Origin of the sequence: Mesorhizobium sp. M0854, from assembly GCF_040319815.1 — a bacterium.
Classification (GTDB): Bacteria; Pseudomonadota; Alphaproteobacteria; order Rhizobiales; family Rhizobiaceae; genus Mesorhizobium.
In genome coordinates, this window is sequence record NZ_JAMYOL010000001.1 from 50,819 (window position 1) to 71,645 (window position 20,827).

Annotated in this window: 20 protein-coding genes and 1 pseudogene; 13 read left to right on the forward strand and 8 right to left on the reverse strand. The window is 61.7% G+C overall.

Annotated elements, in window-relative coordinates; translation table 11 throughout:
• Positions 1–81: 81 nt before the first annotated feature.
• Positions 82–210 (reverse strand): annotated as a pseudogene (locus NKH99_RS32710) (phosphate/phosphite/phosphonate ABC transporter substrate-binding protein); the annotation flags it as partial.
• A gap of 161 nt (positions 211–371) precedes the next feature.
• On the opposite strand from NKH99_RS32710, the gene NKH99_RS00220 reads away from it, so the two are divergent.
• The 9 genes from NKH99_RS00220 to NKH99_RS00260 all read left to right on the forward strand — a co-directional run bounded on the left by NKH99_RS00220 (position 372) and on the right by NKH99_RS00260 (position 9,935).
• Positions 372–1,613, forward strand: coding sequence for a phosphopentomutase (locus NKH99_RS00220; protein ID WP_353012438.1), 1,242 nt, complete (start codon positions 372–374; stop codon positions 1,611–1,613).
• Positions 1,606–2,496, forward strand: coding sequence for a bifunctional DNA-formamidopyrimidine glycosylase/DNA-(apurinic or apyrimidinic site) lyase (mutM, locus tag NKH99_RS00225; RefSeq protein ID WP_353011879.1), 891 nt, complete (start codon positions 1,606–1,608; stop codon positions 2,494–2,496). Before NKH99_RS00220 ends, mutM begins: the two co-directional genes overlap by 8 nt.
• Positions 2,497–2,520: 24 nt before the next feature.
• The gene (locus NKH99_RS00230; protein ID WP_023719544.1) at positions 2,521–3,294 is read left to right on the forward strand and encodes an enoyl-CoA hydratase; all 774 of its coding nucleotides are present in this window, start codon (positions 2,521–2,523) and stop codon (positions 3,292–3,294) included.
• Positions 3,295–3,454: 160 nt separating this feature from the next.
• Complete coding sequence (rpsT, locus tag NKH99_RS00235; RefSeq protein WP_023676922.1) at positions 3,455–3,721, forward strand: 30S ribosomal protein S20; 267 nt, start codon at positions 3,455–3,457, stop codon at positions 3,719–3,721.
• Positions 3,722–4,562: 841 nt separating this feature from the next.
• Positions 4,563–6,110 (forward strand): chromosomal replication initiator protein DnaA, encoded by a 1,548-nt coding sequence (dnaA, locus tag NKH99_RS00240; RefSeq protein WP_031211816.1) that lies wholly within the window; start codon positions 4,563–4,565, stop codon positions 6,108–6,110.
• 208 nt (positions 6,111–6,318) lie between these two features.
• Positions 6,319–7,437: a DNA polymerase III subunit beta gene (dnaN, locus tag NKH99_RS00245; protein ID WP_023676920.1), complete on the forward strand. Its 1,119-nt coding sequence runs from the start codon at positions 6,319–6,321 to the stop codon at positions 7,435–7,437.
• Positions 7,438–7,463: 26 nt separating this feature from the next.
• Entirely contained in the window at positions 7,464–8,612 is a 1,149-nt protein-coding gene (recF, locus tag NKH99_RS00250; RefSeq protein WP_352455124.1) for a DNA replication/repair protein RecF, read from the forward strand.
• Positions 8,613–8,688: 76 nt separating this feature from the next.
• A complete protein-coding gene (locus NKH99_RS00255) occupies positions 8,689–9,450 on the forward strand; it encodes a molybdopterin-synthase adenylyltransferase MoeB (RefSeq protein ID WP_352920671.1) in 762 nt (253 codons plus the stop codon).
• Positions 9,447–9,935, forward strand: a complete 489-nt coding sequence (locus NKH99_RS00260; RefSeq protein ID WP_352744423.1) for a GNAT family N-acetyltransferase — start codon at positions 9,447–9,449, stop codon at positions 9,933–9,935. Before NKH99_RS00255 ends, NKH99_RS00260 begins: the two co-directional genes overlap by 4 nt.
• A 64-nt stretch (positions 9,936–9,999) precedes the next feature.
• Here NKH99_RS00260 and NKH99_RS00265 read toward each other — a convergent pair whose 3' ends face one another.
• Positions 10,000–11,001, reverse strand: a complete 1,002-nt coding sequence (locus tag NKH99_RS00265; RefSeq protein WP_352455122.1) for a 2-hydroxyacid dehydrogenase — start codon at positions 10,999–11,001, stop codon at positions 10,000–10,002.
• A gap of 156 nt (positions 11,002–11,157) precedes the next feature.
• Between NKH99_RS00265 and NKH99_RS00270 the strand changes: the two genes are divergently transcribed.
• Positions 11,158–11,715: an SH3 domain-containing protein gene (locus tag NKH99_RS00270; RefSeq protein WP_023676915.1), complete on the forward strand. Its 558-nt coding sequence runs from the start codon at positions 11,158–11,160 to the stop codon at positions 11,713–11,715.
• Positions 11,716–11,795: 80 nt separating this feature from the next.
• Here NKH99_RS00270 and NKH99_RS00275 read toward each other — a convergent pair whose 3' ends face one another.
• Together NKH99_RS00275 and irrA are read right to left on the reverse strand one after the other, a co-directional pair.
• Positions 11,796–12,155, reverse strand: a complete 360-nt coding sequence (locus tag NKH99_RS00275; RefSeq protein WP_352680480.1) for a DUF4260 domain-containing protein — start codon at positions 12,153–12,155, stop codon at positions 11,796–11,798.
• A 10-nt stretch (positions 12,156–12,165) separates the two neighbouring features.
• Positions 12,166–12,597, reverse strand: coding sequence for an iron response transcriptional regulator IrrA (irrA, locus tag NKH99_RS00280; RefSeq protein ID WP_023676913.1), 432 nt, complete (start codon positions 12,595–12,597; stop codon positions 12,166–12,168).
• 240 nt (positions 12,598–12,837) lie between these two features.
• Between irrA and fabA the strand changes: the two genes are divergently transcribed.
• The 3 genes from fabA (at position 12,838) to fabI (ending at position 15,523) form a co-directional block, all read left to right on the forward strand.
• Positions 12,838–13,356, forward strand: a complete 519-nt coding sequence (gene fabA, locus NKH99_RS00285; protein ID WP_023676912.1) for a 3-hydroxyacyl-[acyl-carrier-protein] dehydratase FabA — start codon at positions 12,838–12,840, stop codon at positions 13,354–13,356.
• 120 nt (positions 13,357–13,476) lie between these two features.
• Positions 13,477–14,697, forward strand: a complete 1,221-nt coding sequence (gene fabB / locus NKH99_RS00290) for a beta-ketoacyl-ACP synthase I (protein ID WP_353011883.1) — start codon at positions 13,477–13,479, stop codon at positions 14,695–14,697.
• 13 nt (positions 14,698–14,710) lie between these two features.
• On the forward strand, positions 14,711–15,523 hold the full coding sequence (gene fabI / locus NKH99_RS00295; protein WP_352613887.1) for an enoyl-ACP reductase FabI: 813 nt from the start codon (positions 14,711–14,713) through the stop codon (positions 15,521–15,523).
• A gap of 36 nt (positions 15,524–15,559) precedes the next feature.
• On the opposite strand, the gene NKH99_RS00300 is transcribed toward fabI, so the two are convergent.
• The 4 genes from NKH99_RS00300 to corA all read right to left on the reverse strand — a co-directional run bounded on the left by NKH99_RS00300 (position 15,560) and on the right by corA (position 20,775).
• Positions 15,560–16,573, reverse strand: a complete 1,014-nt coding sequence (locus tag NKH99_RS00300) for a class I SAM-dependent methyltransferase (protein ID WP_352541267.1) — start codon at positions 16,571–16,573, stop codon at positions 15,560–15,562.
• Between the two features lie 89 nt (positions 16,574–16,662).
• Positions 16,663–18,810: a polyribonucleotide nucleotidyltransferase gene (gene pnp / locus NKH99_RS00305; protein ID WP_353011887.1), complete on the reverse strand. Its 2,148-nt coding sequence runs from the start codon at positions 18,808–18,810 to the stop codon at positions 16,663–16,665.
• A 418-nt stretch (positions 18,811–19,228) separates the two neighbouring features.
• Complete coding sequence (rpsO, locus tag NKH99_RS00310) at positions 19,229–19,540, reverse strand: 30S ribosomal protein S15 (RefSeq protein WP_280940423.1); 312 nt, start codon at positions 19,538–19,540, stop codon at positions 19,229–19,231.
• 140 nt (positions 19,541–19,680) lie between these two features.
• Positions 19,681–20,775, reverse strand: a complete 1,095-nt coding sequence (corA, locus tag NKH99_RS00315) for a magnesium/cobalt transporter CorA (RefSeq protein ID WP_023676906.1) — start codon at positions 20,773–20,775, stop codon at positions 19,681–19,683.
• Positions 20,776–20,827: the final 52 nt, after the last annotated feature.

The window sequence follows — 20,827 nt, forward strand, 5'->3', positions numbered from 1 at the left end:
GTCTGTTGCTATTGCTTGCGACCGCGGGCCGAGACTAGACGCACGATGGCTGCAGCCAGCACATAGTCCCTCGACCGGCAACGGTTCGGCGACGATACCGATACGGAACGTTCCGATAACATCGCGCCAATCGGCTCGCGCCAGGTTTGTGCAAGACGCATCCAGCAGCAAAGCCAGTACGGTGGCGAATGCTGTCAGGGCAAGCCTCATGCGAGCTCCGCGCCGCGCATTTCCATCCGCAGATCGACCATCCCGCGATTCGTCTCTCCGGGACCAGCACGCCAAAGCCGTGCTGTTTGGGTTTCCGAATTGCCAATGGCGGCGCGGAACCCTATGTCTGAGCCAACACACAGGCAATGATGAACCTTTCGATGGCACGCGCCTTCCTTTTTGTCCTCGACTCCTTCGGCATCGGCGGCGCGGCCGATGCCGAACGTTATGGCGACACCGGCTCCAATACGTTCGCACATATCGCGCGGGCCTGCGCAGAAGGCCGCGCCGACCGCGAAGGCCTGCGTGCCGGACCCCTTCTTGTACCAAACATGCTCGCGCTCGGTCTCGGCCAGGCCGCGGCAACGGCAACGGGTTTCAGGTTTGAGAATGCCGGCAGTGCACCGCTTGCCGCCGCCTTTCACGGCGCGGCCCAAGAGGTTTCGAGCGGCAAGGATACGCCATCGGGCCATTGGGAAATAGCCGGCCTGCCGGTCCGTTTCGACTGGGGTTACTTCCCAGACAAGATTCCTGCCTTTCCGGCCGAGTTGACCGAAGCAATGGTGCGTGAAGGGAAGGTGCCTGGCATCCTCGGCAATTGCCATGCTCCGGGCACCGAGATTATCGAACGGTTCGGCGAAGACCATATCCGCACCGGCAAGCCGATCTGCTACACTTCGATCGACTCCGTCCTGCAGATCGCCGCGCATGAGGCTCATTTCGGCCTGGAACGGCTTTACGAGTTCTGCAAACTGGTGCGCAGGCTCGTCGATCCGCTGAATATCGGCCGCGTCATCGCGCGGCCGTTTATCGGTGAAACCGCCGCCACGTTCGAGCGAACGCATAATCGTCGCGACTATGCCGTACCGCCACCGGAACCGACGCTGCTCGACCGGCTGACGGCGCGCGGCAGCCGGGTTATCGCGATCGGCAAGATCGGCGACATTTTCGCCCATCGGGGGATCTCGGAAGTCCGCAAGGCTGCCGGCAACATGGCGATGTTCGACACAACGCTTGGTGCCATGGAAGACGCCCGCGACGGCGACCTCGTCTTCGCAAACTTTGTCGACTTCGACACCGAGTTCGGGCATCGGCGCGACGTTGCGGGATATGCCGCCGCACTCGAAGCTTTCGACCGGCGCCTGCCCGAGGCATTCGCACGGCTGAGGCCAGGCGATCTGCTCATCTTGACCGCCGATCACGGCAATGATCCGACGTGGCGCGGCACCGACCACACGCGCGAGCGTATTCCGATTATCGGGACACGGCCGGGTTTCAAAGGCGCAGACATCGGACTGAGGACAACATTTGCCGACATCGGCGAAACCGTGGCCGAACATCTCGGGCTGGCGCGCGGCCGTCACGGCACCTCCTTCCATGCCACGATAGGTGGCCATGCCTGAGCTGCCGGAGGTAGAGACAGTCAGGCGCGGTCTGCAGCCGGCCCTTGAAGGTGCCCGCATTGTCGGTGTCGAGGCACGCCGGCCGGATTTGCGGTTTCCGTTCCCCGAGAGATTTTCCGAGCGGCTGACCGGCAAGACGATTGCGGCGCTCGGCCGCCGTGCCAAATATCTGACAATGCACATGGACAACGGCCCGGTTCTGATCTGCCATCTCGGCATGTCGGGTTCGTTTCGCATCGAAACGGCCGACGAGAGCGCAACGCCCGGCGCGTTCCACCACGAACGCTCGAAAAACACTGCTCACGATCACGTCGTCTTCGACATCGCATCCCCTGCCGGCGTCCGCTCTCGCGTGATCTTCAACGACCCGCGCCGCTTCGGGTTCATGCTGTTTTCGGAAGGCGAGCCCGACATGCATCCGATGCTGGCGGGATTAGGCGTCGAGCCTACAGGCAACGCACTGGACGGCGCGCTGCTCGCTTCGTTGCTGAAAGGTCGCAAGTCACCGCTGAAAGCGGCACTTCTGGACCAGAGGCTGATTGCCGGGCTAGGCAATATCTACGTCTCGGAAGCGCTTTGGCGGGCCGGCCTGTCGCCGCTGCGCGAAGCGGGCACCCTCGCGAGAGCCGGCAAGAAAGCCAAAGAGCAGAGCGAACGCCTGGCCGAAGCAATCCGCTCGGTCGTCGCCGATGCGATCGCCGCCGGCGGCTCGTCGTTGCGCGATCATATGCAGACCGATGGATCACTGGGCTATTTCCAGCATTCCTTCGCGGTTTACGATCGCGAGGGGGAAGGCTGCTCCAAGCCTGGTTGTGGCGGCCACATCGAGCGTATCGTGCAAAGCGGTCGTTCGACCTTCCACTGCCGGGCCTGTCAGGCTTGAACCAGAAGCGAGGAGGAGCAAAGCATGGGCTATGAAACCATCATCGTCGAAACCCGCGGCAAGGTCGGGCTGATTACGCTGAACCGGCCGCAGGCGCTCAACGCGCTGAATTCACAAGTGCTCGCGGAACTGGTCGCGTCGGTGAATAGCATGGGCGCCAATGCCGACATCGGCGCCATGGTCATCACTGGTTCGGAAAAGGCTTTCGCGGCAGGTGCCGATATCAAGGAAATGCAGTCCATCTCCTATGTGGATGCCTATCTGCAGGATTTCTTCGTCGGCTGGGAAGAATTTACGCGGGCACGAAAGCCGATCATCGCGGCGGTGGCGGGCTATGCACTGGGGGGCGGCTGCGAACTGGCGATGATGTGCGACTTCATCATCGCCGCCGACACCGCCAAGTTTGGCCAACCCGAGATCACGCTGGGCGTCATGCCCGGCATGGGCGGATCGCAGCGCCTGACCCGCTTTGTCGGCAAGTCGAAGGCGATGGATATGTGCCTGACGGGTCGAATGATGGACGCAGCCGAGGCCGAGCGTTCCGGCCTTGTCTCGCGCGTGGTGCCAGCCGGCGAGTTGATCGAGGAAGCGCTTAAGGCAGCGGCCAAGATCGCTGGTTTTTCCTTGCCGTCGGTGATGATGGCAAAGGAGGCCGTCAACCGCGCCTATGAGACGACGCTCACCGAGGGTCTGCGGTTCGAGCGCCGGCTGTTTCATTCGCTGTTTGCGCTGGATGACCAGAAGGAAGGCATGGCGGCCTTCACCGGCAAGCGGAAGCCGAATTTCACGAACCGATGAGATGACGAAGGCGCCGGTCAAAAAGAAAGCGCTGCAGCGTTGACGCGCCGGAAAAGCTGAACTATAAGCCGCACCAACCGAGGCGGCCCTGTGGCTGCCCGTTTGTTTTTTGCGCCCTGCGGTATCCCGCAAGCGCCCACCAGATCAGAAGAGAGGCACCATGGCCAATACCTCCTCGGCCAAAAAGGCAACGCGCAAGATCGCCCGTCGCGCAGCGATCAACAAGAACCGCCGCTCCCGCGTCCGGACCTACATCCGCCAGGTCGAAGAGGCGCTCGCGGCCGGCGATAAGGCGGCCGCACAGGCTGCCTTCAAGGTGGCCGAGCCGGAATTGATGCGCGCCGCGACCAAGGGCGTGGTGCACAAGAACACGGCATCGCGCAAGGTGTCGCGGCTGGCCCAACGGGTCAAGGTGCTGTCGGCCTAATATATCTTTTCCTGAACTGCGCTTCTTCAAACCCGGCCAATCGCGCCGGGTTTTTTTCGTTTGCCGGCAAGTACTTAAAAGAAAGCCCGCAAAATGGCGCTCCGGGTGCACTTCAAAGTTCGAAATGCTTTGCCGGCGTATACATACCCGCTGATATTCGCAGCCTTCGAAACCGTCAATGCGAAAATTTCCGAGCGTCACAGATTACTGTTTTTTTTCAGAGGCTTACCGATGGTGATCCACAGCTTGTTCACATCGGCTGTGGCCGATAGGCGGCAATTGGCTGTCAAGTGAATTATTTCAGAAAATTTCGCGTTGTGTGGCCTTTTTCACATTCGCCGGAAAAGGGTTTGAATCACAATGGCTTTGTCAAAATCAACTGTTGCGGCATGGCGTTCGAAACGTCCCTTGCTAGTCAGATTCCTTAAAAATCCGTTAGGGGTGGCCTTGCCCTATCCACAGCGATTTCGGTAATGTCTGTCCATCGAAGGGACGGGCCCTTAGCCCTTGACCAGCCTGAAACCGGCCAGCTCAAATTGGCAGAGTTTACAGCGCGGATTCAACTCCGCGGACGGGGTTGGTTTGTCTTTTCGATACGGTAGGGGACTGGCGTAATTGTACATGGCAGGTCGACGGTGCGCCGGCGGTTTTTCGCCGGACGGCATTTTGTTGCCCTAACATGACCAAAGCGGATCGGCTCTTCGGCGCCGGACCGACAACGAGGCGATTCATCAGCCCGGCGGCGGCGATGGTGTCGCAGCGAAGACACGGTCGCCGGAAACATGGATGCAGGAGGCGCATCCCCGGCGGAAAACAGGTACAAGAGACAAGGAACTCGATCATGCAGAGCGGCGGCATCGAAAGGGAGCTTACAGGCGACCTCCCATTTCCTGGAACGTTAATCGGAAGGAACGACATGGCGGCTTCCAATGAAGCTGAACAGAAGTTCGATCGGGTCAAGGCCCAGTTGAAGGCGCGTCTGGGAACCGAGGTCTATTCGAGCTGGTTCGGGCGCATGAAGGTCGCTGAATCCTCTAAGGGCATTGTCCGCATCTCAGTGCCAACCGCATTCCTGCGTTCATGGATCAACGGCCACTATCTCGATCTCATCACCGAGTTGTGGAAGCACGAGGATCCGGAGATCCTCAAGATCGAGATCGTGGTTCGCACCGCCACACGGCAGGGCCGCAACAGCGTCGAGCCAGAAGTGGCCCCGGCGCGCAAGATGACCAGACAGACGCAAACCGCGCTCTCTGCGGGCACGGCGAGCCCCAGCAGGGTCGAACGGGTCCCGGTACCCCGCCCGGGGATGCCCGCAGAAACCGAGTTCCGGCACAATGTTCTCGGTTCGCCACTCGATCCACGCTATACTTTCACCTCCTTCATCGAAGGACCATCGAACCGAGTGGCTTTTGCCGCCGCCAAGGCGGTCGCGGAATCGCAGTCGAGCGCGGTGCGTTTTAATCCGCTCTTTCTTCACGCGACGGTCGGGCTGGGCAAAACGCACCTGTTGCAGGCGATCGCCGCAGAATCGCTGAAGCAGAATCCGAAATCGCGGGTCGTCTATCTGACGGCTGAGTATTTCATGTGGCGGTTCGCCACCGCGATCCGCGACAACAACGCACTGACGCTGAAAGAACAGCTGCGCGACATCGACCTCCTCATCATCGACGACATGCAGTTCCTGCAGGGCAAGTCGATCCAGCACGAATTCTGCCATTTAATCAACATGCTGCTCGACAGCGCCAAGCAAGTGGTGGTCGCTGCCGACCGGCCGCCGTCGGAATTGGAGTCGCTGGAGCCACGCGTCCGCTCGCGCCTCAACGGCGGCGTCGCGCTGGAAATGTCAGCCCCGGATTTCGCCATGCGTATCGGTATGCTCAAGCTCAGGCTTGCCACCGCCAAGCTCGACGATGCGTCGCTCGATATTTCCGAAGAGATCCTCAACCACGTCGCCCGCACGGTGACCGGCAGCGGACGCGAGCTCGAAGGTGCCTTCAACCAGCTTTTGTTTCGCCAATCCTTCGAACCGCAGATCACCATCGACCGCATCGACGAGATCCTTGGCCACATCTATCGTTCGGGCGAACCCAAGCGGGTGCGTATCGAGGACATCCAGCGCATCGTCGCGCGCCACTACAACGTGTCGAAGACCGAACTTCTGTCCAACCGGCGCACACGCACCATCGTCAAGCCACGGCAGGTCGCCATGTATCTGTCGAAGGTGATGACGCCGCGCTCGCTGCCGGAGATCGGGCGGCGGTTCGGCGGTCGTGACCATACGACCGTGCTGCATGCGGTGCGCAAGATCGAGGATCTTTCCGGTGCCGACAACACACTGGCGCAGGAACTCGAATTGCTGAGAAGGCTGATCAACGACCAGGCCTGACGGCCCGAAAAACGCCGGCTCGCGGACTCCGGCCTTTTTATCCCCTTTATCCCCGGAAAGCCCGTGCAGCCGGTCCGAACCGGTGGCGCGGGCTTGCGTTTGCCGGGTTTTTCCTGTCAGTTTACGCAGATTCTGAGCCTGTTCAGACCTTTCGCGGGGCGCCGCTTGCCGGAGACCCGTTCATTCATTCAAGCGAGCCTGTTTCGTCATGCGTGTTATCCTGGAACGGTCAAATCTCCTGAAGTCGCTCAACCATGTTCACCGCGTGGTCGAGCGGCGCAATACCATTCCGATCCTGTCGAACGTGCTGCTCAGCGCCGAGGGGGCCAGCCTTGAAATGAAGGCGACCGACCTCGACCTGGAGGTGACCGAAGCAACGCCGGCAAAGGTCGAACGTGGCGGGGCGACGACGGTCCCGGCACATCTGCTCTACGACATCGTGCGCAAGCTTGCCGACGGCGCGGAGGTGGCGCTGAAGACCGACGAAGACGGCAACGCCATGACGGTGACGTCGGGGCGCTCGAGCTTCCGCCTGCAATGCCTGCCGCAGTCCGACTTTCCCGAGCTTTCAGCCGGGTCGTTCTCGCATATTTTCCGGCTCGATTCCGTCGGACTAAAGGGCCTCATCGAAAAGACCCAGTTTGCCATCTCGACCGAGGAGACGCGCTATTATCTGAACGGCATTTATCTGCACACGCACGAGGCCGGCGGCAAGCTGAAGCTGCGCTCTGTCGCGACCGACGGCCACCGGCTGGCGCGCGCCGAGATCGATGCGCCGGCAGGCTCTGAGGGCATGCCTGGCGTCATAATCCCGCGAAAGACGGTCAGCGAGCTGCAAAAGCTGGTCGACGATCCCGATGTTGCAGTCACTACCGAGTTGTCCGACACCAAGATCCGTTTCACCATCGGCAGCGTTATCTTGACCTCCAAGCTGATCGACGGCACTTTCCCGGACTACCAGCGCGTCATTCCGACCGGCAACGACAAGAAGCTGATTATCGATCGCCAGAGTTTCGCCGCTGCCGTCGATCGCGTTTCGACCATTTCGTCCGAACGCGGCCGGGCGGTGAAGCTTTCGATCGCCGAAGGGCAGGTCACGCTTGCGGTCAACAACCCGGATTCGGGCAGTGCCACCGAGGAACTGGCGGCCGACTATTCGTCCGATCCGATTGAAATCGGCTTCAACGCCAAATACCTGCTCGACGTTGCCGCGCAACTGACCGGCACGGAGGCGAAGTTCATGCTGGCGGATGCCGGTTCCCCGACGCTGATCCACGACATGGCCGACGAGACCGCGCTCTACGTGCTGATGCCGATGCGGGTGTAGGGCCCGAACGGGGCCATCTTGCTGTCGTGACCAGATCTGCAAAACCGCAGCAGACGCACATAAGTAAGCTCACACTTACTAATTTCCGCAACTATGCGGCGTTGGCAATCGACCTTGATCCCGGCGCTGTCGTTTTCTCCGGCGACAATGGCGCCGGCAAGACCAATCTGCTTGAAGCGATCTCGCTGCTCACGCCGGGCCGCGGCCTGCGCCGCGCACCCTATTCCGAGGTGGCGCGCGAAGGCGGCGACGGTGGGTTTGCGCTGCATGCCCGGCTTGACGGGCCGGAAGGCCAGGTCGAGATCGGTACCGGAATATCGGGCAGCGACGGCGAAGCCGGCCGGCGGGTGCGGATCAACGGCGCGACGGCACGCTCAGCCGAAGACATGCTGGAATGGCTGCGCGTGGTCTGGCTGACACCGGCCATGGACGGCCTGTTCCCCGGGCCGGCTGCCGACCGCCGGCGCTTCCTAGACCGGCTGGTGCTGGCGATCGATCCTGGCCACGGCCAGCGCGCGCTTGACTACGAAAAGGCAATGCGCGGCCGCAACAGACTGCTCGCCGACGGTTCACGCGACGGTGCCTGGTTCGATGCGATCGAGATGCAAATGGCCGAGACCGGCGTGGCGATTGCCGCGGCGCGTGCCGAACTGGTGCGCCTGCTCGCCGCCATGATCGACCGGCTGCCCGGCGACGGACCGTTTCCGCAAGCCGACATCGGCATCTCTGGCGAACTGGAAGGCGAACTCGGTATTTTGCCGGCCGTCGACGTAGAGGAACGGTTCCGTCGTGCGCTTGCCCAGGGGCGCGACCGCGACCGCACCGCCGGACGCACGCTCGACGGCCCGCACCGTTCCGACCTCGTGGTGCGCCACCGGCCCAAGGCGATGCCGGCCGAGCTCTGTTCGACCGGCGAGCAGAAGGCGCTGCTGGTCGGCATTGTCTTGTCGCATGCGCGGCTAACCGGCGAGATGTCGGGCATGACACCGATCCTGCTGCTCGACGAGATCGCCGCCCATCTCGACGGCGGTCGACGGGCGGCCTTGTTCTCGATCCTGGAGGAACTAAACTGCCAGGCCTTCATGACCGGGACCGATGCCGCGTTGTTTGACAGCCTCAAGGGACGCGCGCAATTCCTGACCGTCGATCACGGCACGGTCAGGCCGACCATTTGAACTTGGTTGATGGCGCACTTCTGAGCGGCATGCATTGATACCTGACAAGCTTTTTCCTCCGCTATATGGTCCGGCGATGATCACAGCCGCCCTCACCGATGAAGAGCTCGAACGCTACGCCCGCCACATCGTGCTGCCCGAGATCGGCGGCGCCGGCCAGCAGCGGCTGAAGCGGGCGCGGGTGCTCGTCATTGGCGCCGGCGGATTGGGTGCGCCGGTGCTCGAATATCTCGCCGCCGCAGGGATTGGCACTCTCGGTATCGTCGACGACGACATCGTTTCGCTTTCCAACCTGCAACGACAAGTGATCCACGCCACGGACATGGTCGGCATGGCGAAAACCGACAGCGCCAGAGCGGCGATCATCCGCATCAATCCAAACGTCGTCGTGGAAGAGCACAATTTCAGGCTGACCGTGGACAACGCCCCTACCCTCATTGCCCGTTATGACATCATCGTTGACGGCTCCGACAATTTCGAGACACGCTACGCGGTGGCCGACGCCTGCGCCGCGGAAAGCCGGCCGCTCGTGCATGCCGCCGTTGGCCGCTTCGACGGCTCGGTCACCGTACTGAAGCCATTCGAAACCGGCCCGGACGGCAAGTTGAACCCAAGCTACCGCGATCTCTTTCCCGAGGCGCCGCCGCCGGGACTGGTGCCATCCTGCGCGGTGGCCGGCATTGTCGGCGCGCTGACCGGGGTCATCGGCACGCTGCAAGCCATGGAAGCGATCAAGCTGATCACCGGGATTGGCGAGCCGCTGGTCGGACGACTGCTGCTCTACGATGCGCTGGCGGCACGCTTCGACACGATCCGCTACAAGCGAACCAGCCCGTGAGCCTGCCTGCCGACGTTTCCATCGTGCAGCTTGCGGCCGATTTCGACCGTTGGGACGAGGTGCTGGCGCTGGTCATGCGCGCCTTCGCCTTTATGGACGGGGTTATTGACCCGCCGTCCTCGGTGCATCGGCTCACCGTTGAAAATCTCAGGGCTAGAGCGCTGGAGGAAACAGCATTCCTGGCGCTGAAGGAAAACGAGATCGTCGGTTGCGTCTTCATCCTGAAGCGCGCAGACGAGCTCTATGTTGGAAAGCTCGCGGTCGAGCCGGTTCTTCAGGGACAAGGCATTGGAAAACAGCTGATGCAGGCCGTCGAAGATCTTGCCCGCAGCCACAACAGGACCGCCATCGAGCTCCAGACGCGGGTCGAGCTGACCGGAAATCACGCAGCCTTTGCCCGCCTCGGTTTTCGTGAAACCGAACGGACAGCGCACAAGGGCTACGACCGGCCGACCTCAATCACCATGCGCAAGGCGTTTTCGTAAGCCAAAGCTATCCAACGACGAACGCGCGGTTGCCGCGGCAAGACCGTGCCGGCGTGACGGCAGGTCACGCCCTCAACGGCAGCACGCGGTCGGGCGGGCGATGACCATCGAAGAAGGCGCGGATATTGATGATCACCTTCTCGCCCATGTCGACACGGCCTTCGAGCGTCGCCGAACCCATATGCGGCAACAGCACGACCTTGCCTTTGTGGGCAAGCTTCAGCAGCTTGCTGTTCAGCGCCGGCTCGTGCTCGTAGACGTCGAGGCCGGCGCCAGCGATCTTGCCGTCATGGATGAGCTTGACCAGCGATTCCTCATCGATGATATCGCCGCGCGCGGTGTTGACTATGTAAGCTGACGGTTGCAGAAGCGCCAGCCGCCGTGCCGAAAGCAGGTGGAAGGTTGCCGGTGTCGATGGACAATTGACCGAGATAATGTCCATGCGGGCGAGCATCTGGTCAAGGCTTTCCCAATACGTCGCTTCCAACTCGTCCTCGATTGCCGGCAGTACGCGGTGGCGGTTGTGGTAGTGGATCGAGAGGCCAAACGCCTTGGCGCGCCTGGCGACAGCGGTGCCGATGCGACCCATGCCGACAATGCCGAGCCGTTTGCCCCAAATGCGCCGGCCGAGCATCCAGGTCGGCGACCAGCCCGCCCATTTCTTATCGCCGGTCAGCACGTTGGCGCCTTCGGCCAGCCGCCGCGGTACGGCCAGCATCAGCGCCATGGTCATGTCGGCCGTATCTTCGGTCAACACGTTCGGCGTGTTGGTGACGGTGATGCCTTTCTTGGCCGCTGCCGCAACGTCGATCTTGTCGACGCCATTACCGAAGTTGGCGATCAGCTTGAGGTTGTCGCCGGCCTGGGCAATCAGCGCCGCGTCGATATTGTCGGTCACAGTCGGCACCAGCACGTCGGCCTCCTTGACCGCCGCCACCAGTTCCGGCTGCGTCATCGGCCTGTCCTCCACATTCAAGCGGGCGTCGAACAACTCGCGCATGCGGGTCTCGACTACGTCGGGCAACTTGCGCGTGATGACGACGAGGGGCTTCTTTTTGCCTGTCATTGTTTCCTCGAACCCGATCTCGTTGAGACCTCTTTAACCAAGAACGGCGAAACTGAGAGCCGATCGCGGTACCGTCATCCATGTAACAAGCGGTTCCGCCGAAGACAAAGAAAAATGGGCGCGAAGGCCGATGGGCGGGCGCCGAAAGGAACGAAAGTGTCTGGTTTCGCGTCGCTCCGCCTGACCCTCAGTGCAGCATTCCTCGGCGCTCTCATCCATAGCCCACTGGTGATGGCGCAAAGTGCCGCCGCACCCGCCCAGAGCGTCACGCTCGGACCAAGCGGCTTGCCGCTGCCGCGCTTCGTCAGCCTGAAATCCGGCCGCGTCAACTCGCGCGTTGGGCCGGGCGTCAATTATTCCGTCGACTGGATGTATATGAAGCCAGGCCTGCCGATGGAGATCATCCAGGAGTTCGATACGTGGCGCCGTGTGCGCGATGCCGACGGCTCGGAGGGCTGGATCAATCAGTCGCTGCTTTCGGGCCGTCGCACGGCGATCGTCGCCCCCTGGCAGCGCGGCAAGGACGCTCGCGTCAACCTCCTTGACGACCCGGCAAAAGATGCAGGCGTCATCGCGATCCTCGAACCGGGGGTGATGGGCACGATCAAGTCCTGCGATGGCCAGTGGTGCGAAATGACCTTCGACGGCCATACCGGCTGGCTCGCGCAGTCGCTGGTCTGGGGTGCCTATCCCGGCGAAAAGGTCAAGAACTGACTTTCCGAACCGGAGGTCGGGCCAGCGCTGCAAGCGCCGGATCCGGCATTTGTTCCGCTGATCTTCGGTTCGGGGATGGTTTAGCGGCCGATGCGGCCGAGATGGGTATCCTGGAAACTGCTTGACAGCTTCAAACCATAGCCCAGAGCGCGGTCGATGGCGATGTGGGCGATCCAGATCAGCGCGACAGCTACCGCCATTGCATTGTCAAAGACGCTGCCGACAAGCGCCAGCAGAACGGGCAAGATCAGTATGTGCAAGGCGTTGTAGGCGACCGCCCCGACGCGCGGCCCGGCCATGTAACCCAGCATCGACAGGTCGGGCGCCAGAATGAGCACGGCGAACAGCCACCAAGAAACACCGGCGATTGCATAGAAGACAAGAGCCGCCACCGCGACAGCGACCCATTCGAGCCGGAGCGTCAAATCCAGGAATTTCATAAGGCGCCGGTCAGTCGCAGCGTTTCGGACGCAGTCTCACCACGATATCGACATTGGCGATCTCCATGCCCTCCGGCGGTTCCGGCAGGTTGGAAACCGTCACCGGGCCGCTGTCGATATCGAAGATCCTGTTTTCGCCCTCGATATAGAAATGATGGTGATCGGAGGTGTTGGTGTCGAAATAAGTCTTCGATCCCTCGACGGCAAGGATGCGCAGAAGACCGGCCTGGGTAAACTGGTGCAGAGCATTGTAGACGGTGGCCAGAGACACCGGCACCCCGGCGGCAAGCGCCTCCTCGTGCAGTTCCTCGGCCGAAAGATGGCGGTCGCCCTTGGCGAAAAGCAGATCGGCCAGCGCGATGCGCTGGCGTGTCGGCCTCAGACCGGCCTCGCGAACCCGCTTGTCCACAGCGACATTATCCTTCCGGCAACCCAGATCCATCTATCCGTCGCGCTCACAGTTCCGCCTCAGACAGGTCCAAAATGGCAGAAATTGAGCATCTGCCGAAACTGGACGTGTCCTGACATATATTCTGTCGACCGAATGCGATCAATAGCGCGCATTGACCCGGGCAGACGGGCAGGTTAAGCGCAAGCGCCGGTTTCCGGCCTGAAACAGATTGTGTTAGGAAACCACCGACAAGGGCGCCTATCGCCCGGGACGATCACGGGGACGAGATTGATGGCGGGTTCGAAATCCAGCTACGGTTACGAGGAATTGCTTGCCTGCGCCCGCGGCGAGCTGTTCGGACCGGGAAATGCGCAGCTGCCCTATCCGCCGATGCTGATGTTCGACCGCATCACCGAGATCAGCGAGACCGGCGGTGCGTTCGACAAGGGTTTCATCCGCGCGGAATTCGACATCAAGCCGGACTTGTGGTTTTTCGCCTGCCATTTCATCGGTAATCCGATCATGCCAGGATGCCTAGGCCTGGACGCCATGTGGCAGTTGACGGGGTTCTATCTCGGATGGCTCGGTGAACCCGGCAAGGGGATGGCGCTGTCGACCGGTGAGGTGAGGTTCAAAGGCATGGTCACGCCTTCGGTCAAGAAGGTGGAGTATGGCGTCGACTTCAAGCGCGTGATGCGCGGTCGGCTTGTGCTTGGCATCGCCGATGGCTGGCTGAAGGCAGATGGCGAGCCCATATACGCGGCAACGGATCTGAAGGTCGGTCTGTCCAAGCAATCGGCCGCCGTCTGAACGAAGACCCTGCAGTACGACGTCTTGGACGTCTGATGAACGCTGTAGCACTTTAATTTTGCGCATGGTTCCATTCCGGAAATTGATTTCAGGTTCGGGGTCCGCTGGAAGGAGTTGCGAATGAGACGGGTCGTAGTCACAGGTCTCGGCATCGTGTCGTCGATAGGCAACAATGCCAACGAGGTGCAGACCTCGCTGCACGATGCCAGATCCGGCATCAGCTTCTCCGACTCTTTCGCCGAGCATGGCTTCCGTTGCCGGGTGTGGGGTGCGCCGACGCTGGACCCATCGGGCATGATCGACCGTCGCGCCATGCGCTTCCTGTCGCAGGGTGCTGCCTGGAACCATGTCGCAATGGACCAGGCGATCGCAGACGCCGGCCTCGACGAGGCCGACATCACCAATGAGCGCACCGGTATCGTGATGGGCTCCGGCGGACCGTCGACCCGTGCAATCGTCGAGGCGGCCGAGACCACGATCAAAAACGGCAGCCCCAAGCGGATCGGGCCGTTCGCGGTGCCAAAAGCGATGTCGTCGACCGCGTCGGCGACGCTTGCCACCTGGTTCAAGATCCACGGCGTCAACTATTCGATCTCATCGGCCTGCTCGACGTCTGCGCATTGCATCGGCAATGGCTACGAGCTGATTCAGTGGGGCAAGCAGGACATCGTCTTCGCCGGCGGCCATGAGGATCTCGACTGGACGATGTCGGATCTCTTCGATGCCATGGGCGCCATGTCGTCCAAGTTCAACGACAGGGCGTCGGTCGCCTCACGCGCCTACGACGTCGATCGCGACGGTTTCGTCATTGCCGGCGGCGCCGGCGTGCTGATTCTTGAAGAGCTCGAGCATGCCAAGGCACGCGGCGCCAAGATCTATGCCGAGATCGTCGGCTATGGCGCTACATCGGACGGCTACGACATGGTGGCGCCATCGGGCGAAGGCGCGACGCGCTGCATGAAGCAGGCGCTCGCAACGGTGTCCTCGCCGGTCGACTACATCAATACGCACGGCACCTCGACGCCGGTCGGCGACTCCAAGGAAATGGGCGCCATCCGCGAGGTGTTCGGCGAGAAGATGCCTTTCATCACGTCGACCAAATCGCTAACCGGCCATTCTCTGGGCGCCGCCGGCGTGCAGGAATCGATCTACTCGATCCTGATGATGCAAGGCGGCTTCATCGGCGAGAGCGCCCACATTGAGAACCTCGATCCGGAATTCGAGGGCATGCCGATCGTGCGCAAGCGCATCGACGATGCAAGGATCGACACCGTTTTGTCCAATTCGTTCGGTTTCGGTGGCACCAACGCAACGCTGATTTTCCAGCGCTATTCCGCATAAGGATTTGCCGACCATGGACGGATTGATGAAGGGCAAGCGCGGGCTTGTCATGGGTGTTGCCAACGATCATTCGATCGCCTGGGGTATCGCCCGCAAACTGTCCGAACATGGCGCGGACCTCGCCTTCACCTATCAGGGCGAGGCCTTCGGGCGCCGGGTCAAGCCGCTCGCCGAGAAATTGGGCGCATCCCTGGTGGTGCCTTGCGACGTCGAGGACAGCGTGTCGGTCGCCGCGACTTTCGAGACTTTGGGGAAGGCGTGGGGCGGGCTGGATTTCGTCGTCCATGCCATCGGCTTTTCCGACAAGAACGAGCTGAAAGGCCTCTACGCCGACACGAGCCGCGACAATTTCATCCGCACCATGGTGATCTCCTGCTACTCCTTCACCGAGATCGCCCGTCACGCCGCCACATTGATGAAGGATAGCGGTTCGATGGTCACGCTGACCTATGCCGGTTCGGTCCGTGTCATGCCGAACTACAACGTTATGGGTGTCGCCAAGGCGGGGCTGGAGGCCAGCGTCCGCTATCTCGCCAACGACTACGGCCCGCGCGGCATCAGGGTGAACGGCATATCGGCGGGACCGGTACGGACGCTTGCGGGCGCCGGGATTTCCGACGCACGCCACATGTTCTCCTACCAGCAGCGCAACTCGCCGCTACGCCGTACAGTAACGATCGATGAAGTCGGCGGCTCCGCGCTCTATTTGCTGTCCGACCTGTCCTCCGGCGTCACCGGCGAAATCCATTATGTCGATTCCGGCTATCACATCGTTTCCATGCCGACGCTTGACGAATTGAAGCAGACCGACGGCGGGCGGGAATAGCGCGAGCGACGTATCGCCGGCTTGCCCCGCAGGATTTCAGCGTCGCGCCGATAAGACCTTGAACATGCCGTCGCGGGCGAGCTCCGCATGGCTGGAGAAGGCGGCCGCCAGCACCGGTTCGTAGGGAAGCTGGCGGTTTGCCACCATGAACAGCCGGCCGCCGGGCTTCAGCGCCTTGCCTGCCGCGCGGATCATGCCGGCACCGATTTCCGGCTCAGTCGCCCGGCTGCGGTGAAAGGGCGGGTTCATGACGACCACGTCGTAGCGGCGCTCGACCGGTTCGCTCAACAGATCTATCCAGAAGAAACGTGGCTCCACGCCTATGTTGCCGACATTGGCCTTGGCCGCCTCCAGCGCCTCGAAGTCCGCTTCGTAAAGGTCAAGCGCCGATATGCCGGGTGAGCGGGCGGCGACTTCGGCGGCGACATAGCCCCAACCGGCACAGAAGTCCGCAACGCTGCCACGCAGATCGTTGGGCAGATTTTCGACTAGCAGCTTCGATCCGGCATCGATCTTGTCGAAGGAAAACATGCCTGGGGCCGTGCGGAAGCGGTCCTCGACCACCAAGTCCGGATTGGCGGCGCGAAGCGTTGCCGCGGCAACGGTATCGGCCGGCCGGCGAAACCAGAAGGCAATGCCGTGATGCTTCGGCAGGTGGCCTTCGAGCGGCACAAGGGCGCCGACATGCTTGCGCAGGCTGGCGATTCCATCGTCCTTGCTGCCGGCGACGACGATCAACCCGCCTGGTGCTGCGCGTTCGACCGCTTCGGCAACGCGCAACTCGTTTTGGCCGCGATGGCGGCCAGCGAGCACAAATGCCGCGTCGAAAGCCTCGCCTTCGACCTGCGGCGTGACCGCGAAGCCGGACGCCTGCAAGGCGCGAAAGTGCGGCCTGAAGCCTTGGACAAGATGAAGCTTGGCATCAAAACTTTCGGGCAAGCGAAAGCCGGGCTCGGCACCGAGAAAGAGTATGCGTTCATCCTTTCGTGGCAGGGAGACAGCACCGGCCTCGAACGGATGGAAAAGCGTTTTCAGCGGCTCGGCGGACATTCACCACTCTTGAACTGCAAGGCTGTTGTTGAAACGCAAACGGGCGCGACCTTCCGGCGCGCCCGCTTCGATTGCATAGTTAGATCAGCTTAGGCGGCGTTTTCTTCGCCTTCGCTCTTCTTGTCGCGCACGATTTCCTTGCCGGTGGCCTGGTCGACGACCTTCATCGACAGGCGGACCTTGCCGCGCTCGTCGAAACCCATCAGCTTGACCCAGACCTTGTCGCCTTCCTTGACCACATCGGAGGTCTTGGCGACGCGGTCATTGGCGAGTTGCGAGATGTGGACGAGGCCGTCACGCGGACCGAAGAAATTGACGAAAGCGCCGAAGTCGGCGGTCTTGACGACCGTGCCTTCGTAGATTTCACCGACTTCCGGCTCGGCGACGATGGTGTGTATCCACTTCTTCGCCGCCTCGATCTCCTTGGCATTGGCCGAGGCGATCTTGACGGTGCCGTCGTCCTCGATGTTGATCTTGGCGCCGGTCTTTTCGACGATCTCGCGGATGACCTTGCCGCCCGAGCCGATCACGTCGCGGATCTTGTCGGTCGGGATGTGCATGACCTCGATGCGCGGCGCGAACTCGCCGAGCTCGGCACGTGCGCCGGACAGCGCGTGGGCCATTTCGCCGAGAATGTACTGACGGCCATCCTTGGCCTGGTCGAGGGCGATCTTCATGATCTCCTCGGTGATGCCCTCGATCTTGATGTCCATCTGCAGCGAGGTGATGCCGTAGGCGGTGCCGGCAACCTTGAAGTCCATGTCGCCGAGGTGGTCCTCGTCGCCAAGGATGTCGGAGAGCACGGCGAAGCGCTCGCCTTCCTTGATCAGGCCCATCGCAATGCCGGCGACCGGCTTGGCAAGCGGCACGCCCGCGTCCATCAGAGCCAGCGAGGTGCCGCAGACGGTAGCCATCGACGACGAGCCGTTGGACTCGGTGATCTCCGAAACGACGCGCAACGTATAGGGGAACTGGTCGGCGGTCGGCAGCATCGGCCGGATGGCGCGCCAGGCGAGCTTGCCATGGCCGATTTCGCGGCGGCCCGGCGAACCCATGCGGCCGGTTTCACCGACCGAATAGGGAGGGAAGTTGTAGTGCAGGAGGAACTTCTCCTTGTACATGCCGGTCAACGAATCGACATACTGCTCGTCCTCGCCGGTGCCGAGCGTGGCGACGACCAGCGCCTGGGTCTCGCCGCGAGTGAACAGCGCCGAGCCGTGCGTGCGCGGCAGGACGCCGACTTCCGAGACGATCTTGCGGACCGTCTTCAGGTCGCGGCCGTCGATGCGCGAGCCGGTGTCGAGGATGTTCCAGCGCACGACCTTGGCCTGGAGCTCCTTGAACACGGTGCCGATCTGTTCGGACGTGTATTTGGCTTCTTCGCCTTCTGCCGGCGCGAACGCGGCCTTGACCTTCGCCTTGACGGCGTCGACGGCGGCATAGCGCTTCTGCTTGTCGGTGATCTTGTAGGCGTCGCGAAGCTCGCCTTCGACGATCTTGAGCATCTCGGCTTCAAGTGCGGAATATTCCGGCGCGGTGAAGTCGCGCGGGTCCTTGGCCGCGACTTCAGCCAGCTTGATGATCGCGTCGATCACCGGCTGGAAGCCCCTGTGGCCGAACATGACGGCACCAAGCATAAGGTCCTCGCCGAGTTCCTTGGCTTCGGACTCGACCATCAGCACGGCGTCGGCGGTGCCGGCGACGACCAGGTCGAGCTTCGATTCCTGCATCTCGTCGACATGCGGGTTGAGCACATATTCGCCGTTGATGTAGCCGACGCGGGCGCCGCCAACCGGGCCCATGAACGGCACGCCGGACAAGGTCAGGGCGGCGGAGGTGGCGACGATCGACAGGATGTCCGGGTCATTTTCGAGATCGTGCTGGACGACGGTGACGACGATCTGGGTGTCGTTCTTGTAGCCTTCGGCGAAGAGCGGGCGGATCGGGCGGTCGATCAGGCGGGAAACCAGCGTTTCCTTCTCGCTCGGACGGCCTTCCCGCTTGAAATAGCCACCCGGGATCTTGCCGGCGGCGTAAGTCTTTTCCTGGTAGTTGACCGTCAGCGGAAAGAAGTCGAGGCCGGGCTTCGGCTCTTTCATCGAGACGACGGTGGCGAGAACCTTGGTTTCGCCATAGGTGGCCAGCACCGCGCCGTCAGCCTGACGTGCGATCTTGCCGGTTTCGAGAATGAGCGGACGGCCGCCCCATTCGATTTCCACTTTGTGGTAATTGAACATGTCTTGTCCTTCATATGCGGAAAGGGCCGCGCCGTTTCAGCGTGCGCGGATGCCCCTTTCCCTTGGCTTCCTTTCTCGGGCAGCCACGGGCAAGACAACGGGAGGCTCGGTTTATTCGGCGCGGTGCCGCACGAGCGTCCTGCAATCCTGCCCCATGACCGTCCATGGGCGGTTTCGAGCGGCCCTCTGCTGTTTCGAAACCGGGTTGGCCAATCGATCCGAGTGGCCTTGCGCGTGAACCCGAAAACCAGGTTTTCGGAAAATATCCTGCGCAAATCTAAACTTCAGAGCGTCCTTTGCGCATCCAAACCGATGCGCGGCGCTCTAGTTCCTTCCTACTTCCTTCATGGAGCCTTGGATGACCCGATGCTCCAATGCGCGACCGGCGGGCTCTCGAAAGAACCCGCCGGTCAATTCGTCAACGGCGCAGACCGAGCTTCTCGATCAGCGTCTGATAGCGCGCGTCGTCCTTGCGCTTGAGATAATCAAGCAGGCTGCGGCGCTGGGAAACGAGAGCGAGCAGACCACGGCGGGAATGGTTATCCTTCTTGTGGTCCTTGAAATGGTCGGTCAGGTTCTTGATGCGCTCCGAAAGGATGGCCACCTGGACTTCCGGAGACCCGGTATCGCCTTTGGCGGTAGCGAATTCGCCCATCAATTCCTTCTTGCGTTCGGCAGTAATCGACATCGTGTTTTTCCTTGTCTGTTTGAGGAAACGGGACGCCCTCAGCCGGGATGTCGTCCAGCAGGGGCCGGTGCAAGCAACGCGTCAAAGCGCGAGGCTGCGGCGCATATAGTGCAATTCCGACAAAAAGGCCAGCCTAATTCACAAGCCGGCTTTTTGCTGCATAAACGGGCACTTCCGCCTAGTCAGAGCCATTTCTTCCATTTGAAGTACGCAAAGAGCCCGACCGCAACAAGCGCCATGAAGACGAGCGACAGGGGATAGCCGTAATAGGCTTTCAGCTCCGGCATGTTCCAGGGCGAGGTGTCGGGGTCGAAATTCATGCCCCATACGCCGACGAGAAAGGTAAGCGGCATGAAGATCACCGAGACGATCGTCAGATAGCTGATGACGTCGTTGGTGCGCGCCTGGCTGAGCGACAAGTGCATCTCGATCAGGCCGGTCAGCATGTCGCGCTGGGTTTCGACCAGTTCGATCAAACGCAGCGAATGATCGAGCGTGTCGTTCAGAAATATCTTGGTTTCGGCCTTCACATAAGAGACGTCGTTGCGGATCATGGTCGCCAGCGCGTCGCGCATCGGCCAAAGCACGCCCTTCAGCACATTGGCATCGCGCCGCAATTCGTGAAGCTGCCGCATCTGATGCTTGTGCGCCTGGTTCAGCATCTGGTCCTCAATGCTGTCGACCAATTCGCCGGCAGCCTCGATCGGCGGGAAATAGCTGTCGACGATGGCGTCGATCAAAGCATAGGCGAGATAGTCGGCGCCGCGCGAGCGCAAGCGGTTGGGCACCGAGCTTGCGATCCGCTTGCGCACGGGATCGAACGGGTCGCCTTCGCGCTCCTGAAAGGTGACGACGAAGTTCCTGCCGAAGAAGACGGCGATCTGTTCGTAGCGATGCGCGGTGACATCGTCGATCATCCTGACGACGACAAAGGCATGGTCCTCGAAGAAATCCACCTTCGGCCGCTGGCCGGTGTTGACGACATCTTCCAGCGCCAACGGATGCAGGTTGAAGATCCGGCCGATCTCCTCGATCAGCTGGATGTTGGCGAGGCCTGTGCAATCGAGCCAGATAACCGGCCAATTGTGGCAATGGGTGTTGACGTCGTCGATGCTGGCATTGTCGATGGTCTTGAACTTTTCGGGCGAGATCAATGTCAGCCTGAGCTCCGAGCGGCGTGCCGCCGGGTCGGCGATCAGCGTGCCCGGCGAAGCCCCGACGGGCGGCCGCCGTGTGTTGAGCACCGCCCGCTTCCTGCCCGTCTCAGCCTTTGCCATGTGCCCCCTCGAATGCAGCGTCGGTGCCGCGCGTCCTTTCGGACGGCAAACG

Coding starts and splice junctions, on each gene's coding strand:
- dnaN (WP_023676920.1), top strand. CDS start 6,319: ATGCGTGTTATCCTGGAACGGTCAAATCTCCTGAAGTCGCTCAACCAT.
- fabB (WP_353011883.1), top strand. CDS start 13,477: ATGAGACGGGTCGTAGTCACAGGTCTCGGCATCGTGTCGTCGATAGGC.
- pnp (WP_353011887.1), bottom strand. CDS start 18,810: ATGTTCAATTACCACAAAGTGGAAATCGAATGGGGCGGCCGTCCGCTC.
- dnaA (WP_031211816.1), top strand. CDS start 4,563: ATGCAGAGCGGCGGCATCGAAAGGGAGCTTACAGGCGACCTCCCATTT.
- NKH99_RS00220 (WP_353012438.1), top strand. CDS start 372: ATGGCACGCGCCTTCCTTTTTGTCCTCGACTCCTTCGGCATCGGCGGC.
- fabA (WP_023676912.1), top strand. CDS start 12,838: ATGGCGGGTTCGAAATCCAGCTACGGTTACGAGGAATTGCTTGCCTGC.
- corA (WP_023676906.1), bottom strand. CDS start 20,775: ATGGCAAAGGCTGAGACGGGCAGGAAGCGGGCGGTGCTCAACACACGG.
- NKH99_RS00300 (WP_352541267.1), bottom strand. CDS start 16,573: ATGTCCGCCGAGCCGCTGAAAACGCTTTTCCATCCGTTCGAGGCCGGT.
- mutM (WP_353011879.1), top strand. CDS start 1,606: ATGCCTGAGCTGCCGGAGGTAGAGACAGTCAGGCGCGGTCTGCAGCCG.
- NKH99_RS00265 (WP_352455122.1), bottom strand. CDS start 11,001: ATGACAGGCAAAAAGAAGCCCCTCGTCGTCATCACGCGCAAGTTGCCC.
- rpsT (WP_023676922.1), top strand. CDS start 3,455: ATGGCCAATACCTCCTCGGCCAAAAAGGCAACGCGCAAGATCGCCCGT.
- NKH99_RS00230 (WP_023719544.1), top strand. CDS start 2,521: ATGGGCTATGAAACCATCATCGTCGAAACCCGCGGCAAGGTCGGGCTG.
- NKH99_RS00255 (WP_352920671.1), top strand. CDS start 8,689: ATGATCACAGCCGCCCTCACCGATGAAGAGCTCGAACGCTACGCCCGC.
- irrA (WP_023676913.1), bottom strand. CDS start 12,597: ATGGATCTGGGTTGCCGGAAGGATAATGTCGCTGTGGACAAGCGGGTT.
- NKH99_RS00275 (WP_352680480.1), bottom strand. CDS start 12,155: ATGAAATTCCTGGATTTGACGCTCCGGCTCGAATGGGTCGCTGTCGCG.
- fabI (WP_352613887.1), top strand. CDS start 14,711: ATGGACGGATTGATGAAGGGCAAGCGCGGGCTTGTCATGGGTGTTGCC.